Source organism: Brevundimonas sp., from assembly GCF_036676055.1.
Classification (GTDB): domain Bacteria; phylum Pseudomonadota; class Alphaproteobacteria; order Caulobacterales; family Caulobacteraceae; genus Brevundimonas.
The window spans coordinates 1-7,727 of the sequence record NZ_JAKFDS010000064.1; the positions used below are offsets into that span (position 1 = coordinate 1).

Sequence of the window (7,727 nt, forward strand, 5' to 3'; positions counted from 1 at the left end):
CCGCCGCGCCCGCACCGTTGCGGACGCGCTGGTCGCCCAGGGCGTCAACGGCGGCGTGATCTCGCTGGACGGCAAGGGTGAAACCGCCCTGGCCCGCCCGACCGCCGACGGCGTTCGCGAGCCCCTGAACCGCCGCGCCACCATCGGCATCAACTTCTAAAGAGTTGAGGTCGACCGCTCCGGCCTTCGGGTCGGGGCGGGACACGGCAAGACGACAGAACCGCCGGTCCCTCACGGGGCCGGCGGTCTTGTTTTGCCGCGTCATTGGAGTGAACCATCCGGGGCCGGCGTCCGTATGTCGGGAGCGCGGCGCCGCGCGGAGAGTCCTGATGTCCAGCCGTTCGCTCGTCGGTCTTGTTTTCCTCGGCCTGGCGGCCTGTTCTCCGGGGCCGGCCGAAAGCGCCCCGCCCGCCGGTCCCCCGGACGACAGCGGTCGGCGCGAAACGGCGGTCTTCGCAGGAGGCTGCTTCTGGTCCGTCGAGGCCAATTTCGAGGCTGTGCCGGGGGTGGTGGCGGCGGTGTCCGGCTTCGCGGGCGGCTCGACCGCCAATCCCACCTACGACCAGGTTGTGCGGGGCGGCTCCGGCCATCTGGAGGCCGTCCAGGTCACTTATGACCCGGCCCGCATCAGCTATCGTCAACTGGTCGACCGCTTCTGGCTGACCATCGACCCCACCGATCCCGACGGACAGTTCTGCGACCAGGGCCCGTCCTATGCGACGGCCGTCTTCGCCAGCCCGGCGCAGAAGCCTGTGGCGGAGGCGTCGCGCCGGGCGGCGGCGGCCCGGATCGGGGCGGCCCGCTTCGTCACCCCCGTTCGCGACGCCGTGCGATTCTGGCCCGCCGAAGCCGCCCATCAGGATTTCGCCCGCCGGAATCCGGTCAGGTACCGGGGCTACAGCCGGTTCTGCAGGCGGGCCGAACGTCTCCGCGCCGTCTGGGGCGGCGCCTGACGCGCCGCCTCGGGCCGCGTCCCCAAGTCATCCACAGCAAACGGCGCACAGTAGTGTGTCTCCGGGGACACCTGTCCCGGTTGTCATCTCTCTGTCACACGAATGTCGTCCCACTTTCCAACGGGGCCCGTAGAGGGAGCGGGATTTCAGCCGGCCGAGGCCGGACGGTGGGCGTTCGCGCTCTTCTTCATCGGGGATAGATGACAATGACGAACCGCAAACGCGCGTTCTGGGCGACGACCGCCCTCGCGACCACCTTGCTCGCGACGAGCGCCGTCTATGCGCAGGAAACCACGGGCGCGATTCGCGGCCGCGTGGTGGATGCCAATGGCGCGGCCGCGGCCGCCGCGACGGTGACGATCACCCACGAGCCGACCGGAACGTCCGTCACCACGGTGTCGGACGCCAACGGCTTCTACAGCGCCCGCGGCCTGCGGGTCGGCGGCCCCTACACGGTGTCGGTGGTCGGTTCGAACGGCCAGGGCGTCAGCCAGCTGGCGGCCATCGGCGTCGGGGACGCCGCCAACGGCGACGTGGTCCTCTACGACGACGCCACGAGCACCGTCGAGGACGTGGTCGTTTCCGGCAGCCGCTTCTCCAACGATTTCGGGGCCGGGTCCGCTTCGAACTACGGCGCCAACACCATTCAGTCGCTCCCGTCGATCAGCCGTGACCTGAAGGACGTGGCGCGTCTCGATCCGTTCGCCACCATCGATCCCTCGAACGAAGACGCCCTGTCCTTCGCGGGGACCAACACCCGCCTGAATCAGCTGACGGTCGACGGCATCCGCCAGAACGACGAGTTCGGCCTGAACGGCAACGGCTACCCGACCCAGCGGTCGCCGATCTCGCTGGATGCGGTGGAGGCGGTGAACGTCTCCGCGGCGCCGTTCAGCGTCATCAACAACGGCTTCATCGGCGGCTCGATCAACGCCGTGACCAAGTCGGGCGGCAACACCTTCTTCGGTTCGGCCTTCTACGAGAAGAGCGACGACAGCCTGCTGGGCGACCGGTATTACGGCTACGACCAGACCACCGGTCCCGCCGGCAACCGCAACCTGGGCTACGGCCATCACGCCGTCCTGCCCTACAACCGCGTGTTTGACGAAAAGACCTGGGGCGCGACCCTCGGCGGCCCGATCATCGAAGACACCCTGTTCTTCTTCCTCTCGTACGAGAAGTTCGAGTCCCAGTTCTCGCTGAACGAAGGTCCGGCCGACGCCGGCTTCAGCAATCCGATTCCGCGCATCACCACCACCGCGGTCGAGAACTTCCGCGCCGCCGCCCAGGCGCGTTACGGCTATGACACCGGCTCGTTCGTCAATGTCGCTCCCCCCGTCGAGGACGAGAAGATCCTCGCCAAGGTCGACTGGAACATCACCGACGCTCACCGTCTGGCCCTCACCTTCCAGGAGACGATCGGCAACTCGTTCAATGGCTCGACGTCCTCGGCCTTCATCAACGGCGGCTCGACCAGCCAGCCCCGACTCGCGCTGGAATCCAGCCAGTACCTGAAGGACGAGCGGCTCACGACCTGGAACGCCCAGCTGAACTCGCAGTGGACGGACGCCTTCTCGACCGAACTGCGCTTCGGCTACAAGGAAACCGAGACCACCCAGCTCCCGGTCGGCGGCCTGTCGGTCGGCCAGGTGACCGTCACGGTCACTGATCTCCCCGGCGTTGAAGCCGGCTCGGGCTCCCCGCAAATCCAGTTCGGGGCGGACAATTTCCGCCACGACAACTACCTCTACAGCGAGAACACCAACGCCGAACTGATCGGCCGCTACAACTGGGGCGCCCACGACTTCCTCGTCGGACTGCGCACGGAACGTCGTGACTTCACCAACGTCTTCGTTTCCCAGTCGCTGGGACAGTGGACCTTCTCCAGCTTCGCCAACTTCCAGGCCGGCAACGCGTCGAACCTGGTCATCCGCGGCGCGGTCGATCCGACCGGCGGAACGGTTCCGGCGGAATTCGGCACCGCGCGCGACGGCGCTGTCGTGTTCGGCTACGATCTGCACTCGCTGTATGCCGAAGACACCTGGCAGGTGATGGACAACCTGCGGGTCTCCTACGGCCTGCGTTACGACTGGTTCGGCATGGATGACCAGCCGACCCGCAACGCCGGCTTCGCCACCCGCAACGGGTTCGACAACACGGCCAACCTCGACGGCCGCGACCTGTTCATGCCCCGGTTCGGCTTCAACTGGACCCCGGGTGAGTGGACCGTCTCGGGCGGCATCGGCCGGTTCTCGGCGATCGGCACCAACGTTCAGATCGGCAACCCCTTCGGCAACGACGGCGCGCGCATCACCAACGCCGTCTGCACCGGCCCGCTGACCGGCATCACCGATCTGTCGGTCGTGCCCGCCGGCGCCAACTGCACCTTCACGCCGGGCAACGGCAGCGTCGTGGCTCTCGATCCGAACTTCGAAATCCCCAGCGCCTGGAAGTACAACCTGACGGTCGCCCGCGACTTCAGCCTGCCGCTGATCGAGGACTTCCGCCTGCAGGCCGACGTTCTGTTCAACGATTTCGAGAACGCCCTCTACTACACGGATCTGCTGGCCACCCAGGTGGGCACGGCTCCGGACGGTCGGCCGGTCTACTCCCACCCGGCGGGTCCGGTCGTGTTCGACCTGATGCTGACCAACCTCAAGGAGGGCGGTTCGTCGTTCTCCACCGCCTTCACGGCGCAGAAGGACTGGGACGAGGGCGTCTTCAGCGGCCTCGATGTGCGGGCGACCTACACCTACACCGAAGCCGAAGACGGCAACCCGATGACCAGCTCGCAGCCGGATTCGTCGTATGTTCGCTTCGCTTCGGCGGACCACAACAACCCGGTTCTGGCCACTTCGGACTATGAGATCCGTCACCGGTTCTCGGTCAACGCCCACTGGGCCCGCGACCTGTTCGGCGACAACGAGACCTCGGTGAACCTGTTCGTTCAGCGCCGGTCGGGCCTGCCCTACTCGTTCGTCTATCACAACAGCCGCACGGGCAACTACGACAACGACTTCGGCAACGCCGTGCCGCAGTCCTACTCGGGCGCCCTCGGGACCTCGAACCACCTGTTCTACGTGCCGCAGGTCGACGCCAACGGCCTGGTCACGGCGACCAGCGACCCGCGGATCACCTACACCGGCATCAACCTGGCGGACTTCAACGCCTTCCTGCAGAACACCGGCCTGATCAAATACGCCGGCTCGATCGCGCCCCGGAACGCCTTCCGTACGGCGGCCGTCACGACCGCGGACATTCGCCTGTCCCAGGAAGTCCCGGTGCCGTTCGTTCCGACCGGCAAGGTCAAGCTGTACCTGGATATCGAGAACTTCGGGAACCTGATCAACGAACGTTGGGGCGCGATCGAACAGTATCCGTTCTATCGCGGCGTCGGGACCGTGGTCCTGGCCTGCCGGACCCCGGGCGGCGCGGCGACTTCCTGCGCCACCCCGGGCGCGGTCTACAACTACTCGCAGCTGCAGACCCCGAACCTGGCCCTCGGCGCCCAGCCGGACGCCTCGCTGGCCGGCGAAGCCCGCCGTCCCAGCAGCCAGCTTCCTGCCTCGACCTGGCAGATCAAGCTGGGCGCCCGGTTCGAGTTCTAGAGCCGACGTTCCAGTGACGAAAAAGGAGGGCGGTCCGGAGACGGGCCGCCCTCTTGCTTTTTGGCTCCATGCCAACGCCGCCGCGGTCCGTCCGCGCCCAGGAAACCGGACCGGTGCGTTGAACTCGGCCCCCGCCGTGTCTATCTGGCGCGGCTAACCCCCCGACGCCGCTCAAGGACGCCCATGATCACCCCCGTCCCCGCCGAATGGTCGCCACATCGCGCCATGTGGGTCGGCTGGCCCAGCCATGGCGAACTGTGGGAGGAGAATCTCGATCCGGCCCAGGCCGAGGTCGAAGCGCTGGTGCGTGCGCTGGCGGGACCGGGCCGCGAACGGGTCAAGCTGCTGATCGGCAAGTCTGAGGCGCTGGCCGACGCCCGCGCGCGCTTCGCCGGGGTCGACGGCGTCGAGGTCATCGACGGCCGCTTCGGCGACATCTGGCTGCGCGACACCGGACCGATCTTCGGCGAGGGCTCGGCCCGCGCCGCCGCCTTCCGTTTCAACGGCTGGGGCGGCAAGTACGAACTCGAGCACGACGACACGGTCGCGGGCCAGATCGGCGAACAGTCGGGGACGCCGCTGGACCGTCACGACTTCATTCTCGAGGGCGGGGCGCTGGACCACGACGGCCATGGCACGATCCTGACCACCCGCCAGTGCCTGCTGAACCCCAATCGCAACCCCGACTGGACCGAGACGAAGGCCGAAGCCGCGCTCGCCGCCGCGCTCGGGGCGCGCAAGGTGCTGTGGCTCGGCGACGGCCTGCTCAACGATCACACCGACGGCCACGTCGACAACCTCGCCCGTTTCGTCGCGCCGGGCGTGGTGGCCTGTCCGGTGGCCTGGGGCCGCGCCGACCCCAACGACGACGTCTATGCCGGGGTCGCCCGGACCCTCTCCCAGATGACCGACGCCGACGGCCGGACGATCCGCATCCTGCCCCTGCCGTCGCCCGGATTCGTCGACGACGGGGACGGGAAGCCGGTCCCCGCCAGCCACATGAATTTCCTGATCGCCAATGGAGCGGTCATTGTGCCGACCTACGGCGACGCCCGCGCCGCCGACCTCGTCTGCCAGGGCCTGAAGACGGTCTTTCCGGACAGGGAGATCATCCCGCTGTCCTCGATCGCCATCCTCTCCGGGGGTGGATCCTTCCACTGCATTACCCAGCAGGAGCCTGCCTGATGGCCCGCACGATCTCAGTCGCCGCGCTCCAGACCGCCTACGGCGAGGACCTGCAGGCCAATATCGACAAGACCATCGCCCTGATCCGCGAAGCCGCCGGCAAGGGCGCGCAGGTCATCCTGCCCTCGGAACTGTTCCAAGGGCCCTATTTTTGCGTCAGCCAGGAAGAGAAGTGGTTCGCCACCGCCCATCCGTGGCGCGAACACCCCTGCGTCACGGCGCTCCAGCCCGTGGCCGCCGAACTGGGCGTGGCGATTCCGGTCTCGATCTTCGAGCGCGAGGGGCCGCACTATTTCAACAGCTTGGTCATGCTCGACGCTGACGGCTCGGCCATGGGCGTCTATCGCAAGAGCCACATCCCCGACGGCCCCGGCTATCAGGAGAAATACTATTTCCGGCCCGGCGACACCGGCTTCAAGGTCTGGAACACCCGCCACGGGCGGATCGGCGTCGGCATCTGCTGGGACCAGTGGTACCCGGAGACGGCCCGGGCGATGATGCTGCAGGGAGCCGAGGTGCTGATGTATCCGACGGCCATCGGCTCGGAGCCGCACGACAAGGAGCTGGACACGGCCGACCCGTGGCGGCGCGCCATGCAGGGCCACGCCGTTTCGAACGTGGTCCCCGTGGTCGGCGCCAACCGCATCGGCCACGAACAGGTCAATGAGGCTGGCCAGGTCTTCTACGGCTCCTCCTTCATCGCCGACCATCGCGGCGACCTGGTCGAGAGCTTCGGCCGGGAGGAGGAGGGGGTCCTGGTCCACACCTTCGACCTCGACTACATCGACCGTCACCGCGCCGCCTGGGGCTTTTTCCGCGACCGGCGCACCGACCTCTACGGCTCGCTGGTCAGCCCGCGTCCGGCCTGAGGTTCAGAGCCCGGCGCTCAGCCGCGCACGCGGGATTGGCGAGCCCCTCGACCCGGGCGGCGGCGACTTCCGCCCGCGCGGCCTCCAGTTCGGCCGCGAACCCGGGCGTCAGCGCGGCCTGGTCATAGACGGCCCGGCCGATCTGAAGGCCGTCCGTGACGTCGGCCTGCCAGTTCACCCGGCACAGGGCGCGGCTGAGACCGATCTCGATCCCCCGCAGTCGCGCCGCTTGCGCCCGATCGGGCGCCAGGGCCGCGAACATCTCGCCATAGGCGGCGCCGGCGACGGCTCCGCCTGCAGGCCAGGAGGGGCTGTGACGCACCGCCTCGTCCATGCGCACGCAGGGCTGCAGATCCGGCCGTTCGGCGATGGGACGGCGCCGCGGTTCGCGTTCAGCCAGCCCGTTCGCGACCCGGGCCGAGTCGATCAGCAACCGGTTCATCAGCCGGGTCAGGGCCGGGCGAGGTTTCTCCGCCAGCCGCGTCCCCAGCACGCAATCGAAATGCTGGGCGGCTTCGGGCGGCCTGAGTTCGGCGTGGGCGATGGCCAGCCACCATCGATCCGTGCCCGGCCCGACCCGGTCGAAGACGGCCTGCTCCGCGTCCGGATCGACGGGAGAGGGCGTGAAGTCCGCGCCGAGCGAGCGAACGGCGGCCTCATCGAGATAGCCGGCGACCGGCGCCGGCGCCGGGTCCGGGACGACGCCTGCGACGCATCCCGCCAGCAGGCCGCAGGCCGCAAGGGCGGCCGCCGGCTTCACCGACCGGCGGTCCAGTCCAGCTGGACGTCCGTCGGCTCGCCCTCGACCCGGGTGGCGATGACCTGCAACAGCTGCCCGCGCCCGTCCGCGCCGTCACCGGCGGAATAGGCCTGAACGTCGCCGCGGCTCATCGTATTGATCGGCTTCAGCCCGGCCGCCTCGGCGCGTTGACGATAGAAGGCGATGACGGCTTCGGGATCGGCGTCGGTGGTGAACTCAACGATCCCGCCCGGCCCCGCCGGACCCTGGGCGACCGTGGCGGGAGTCTTGATCGCGCCCCCGGGATAGATCACGGCGAAGGCCGGCGCGCCTGCGGCGGCGGGCAGGGCGTTCGCGGCGCCGGCGGCCGGGG

The 7,727-nt window shown here is 68.6% G+C and carries 6 protein-coding genes and 1 pseudogene; 5 read left to right on the top strand and 2 right to left on the bottom strand.

Annotated features, from left to right (window positions below; genetic code table 11):
• The 5 genes and pseudogenes from V6M45_RS11155 to aguB form a co-directional block, all read left to right on the top strand.
• A pseudogene (locus tag V6M45_RS11155) lies at positions 1 to 160 on the top strand (cell envelope biogenesis protein OmpA); the annotation flags it as partial.
• Positions 161 to 329: 169 nt separating this feature from the next.
• Positions 330 to 953 carry a peptide-methionine (S)-S-oxide reductase MsrA gene (gene msrA / locus V6M45_RS11160; protein WP_332656427.1) on the top strand — a complete coding sequence of 208 codons (624 nt, stop codon included), beginning with the start codon at positions 330 to 332 and terminating at the stop codon, positions 951 to 953.
• 206 nt (positions 954 to 1,159) lie between these two features.
• Positions 1,160 to 4,561, top strand: coding sequence for a TonB-dependent receptor (locus V6M45_RS11165; RefSeq protein WP_332656429.1), 3,402 nt, complete (start codon positions 1,160 to 1,162; stop codon positions 4,559 to 4,561).
• Positions 4,562 to 4,744: 183 nt separating this feature from the next.
• Positions 4,745 to 5,746, top strand: coding sequence for an agmatine deiminase family protein (locus V6M45_RS11170; protein ID WP_332656431.1), 1,002 nt, complete (start codon positions 4,745 to 4,747; stop codon positions 5,744 to 5,746).
• On the top strand, positions 5,746 to 6,615 hold the full coding sequence (gene aguB / locus V6M45_RS11175; protein ID WP_332656433.1) for an N-carbamoylputrescine amidase: 870 nt from the start codon (positions 5,746 to 5,748) through the stop codon (positions 6,613 to 6,615). The genes V6M45_RS11170 and aguB overlap by 1 nt, the downstream gene beginning before the upstream one ends.
• Here the strand turns inward: aguB and V6M45_RS11180 are convergent.
• Both V6M45_RS11180 and V6M45_RS11185 read right to left on the bottom strand, forming a co-directional pair.
• Complete coding sequence (locus tag V6M45_RS11180; RefSeq protein WP_332656435.1) at positions 6,596 to 7,375, bottom strand: PA-phosphatase; 780 nt, start codon at positions 7,373 to 7,375, stop codon at positions 6,596 to 6,598. The genes aguB and V6M45_RS11180 overlap by 20 nt on opposite strands.
• The coding region (locus V6M45_RS11185) for a hypothetical protein (protein ID WP_332656437.1) at positions 7,372 to 7,727 on the bottom strand (356 nt) is incomplete at its 5' end. The genes V6M45_RS11180 and V6M45_RS11185, both read right to left, overlap by 4 nt.

Bases quoted from the DNA above. Each gene is read 5' to 3' on its own strand.
- msrA (WP_332656427.1), top strand. From the start codon at position 330: ATGTCCAGCCGTTCGCTCGTCGGTCTTGTTTTCCTCGGCCTGGCGGCC.
- V6M45_RS11165 (WP_332656429.1), top strand. From the start codon at position 1,160: ATGACGAACCGCAAACGCGCGTTCTGGGCGACGACCGCCCTCGCGACC.
- V6M45_RS11170 (WP_332656431.1), top strand. From the start codon at position 4,745: ATGATCACCCCCGTCCCCGCCGAATGGTCGCCACATCGCGCCATGTGG.
- aguB (WP_332656433.1), top strand. From the start codon at position 5,746: ATGGCCCGCACGATCTCAGTCGCCGCGCTCCAGACCGCCTACGGCGAG.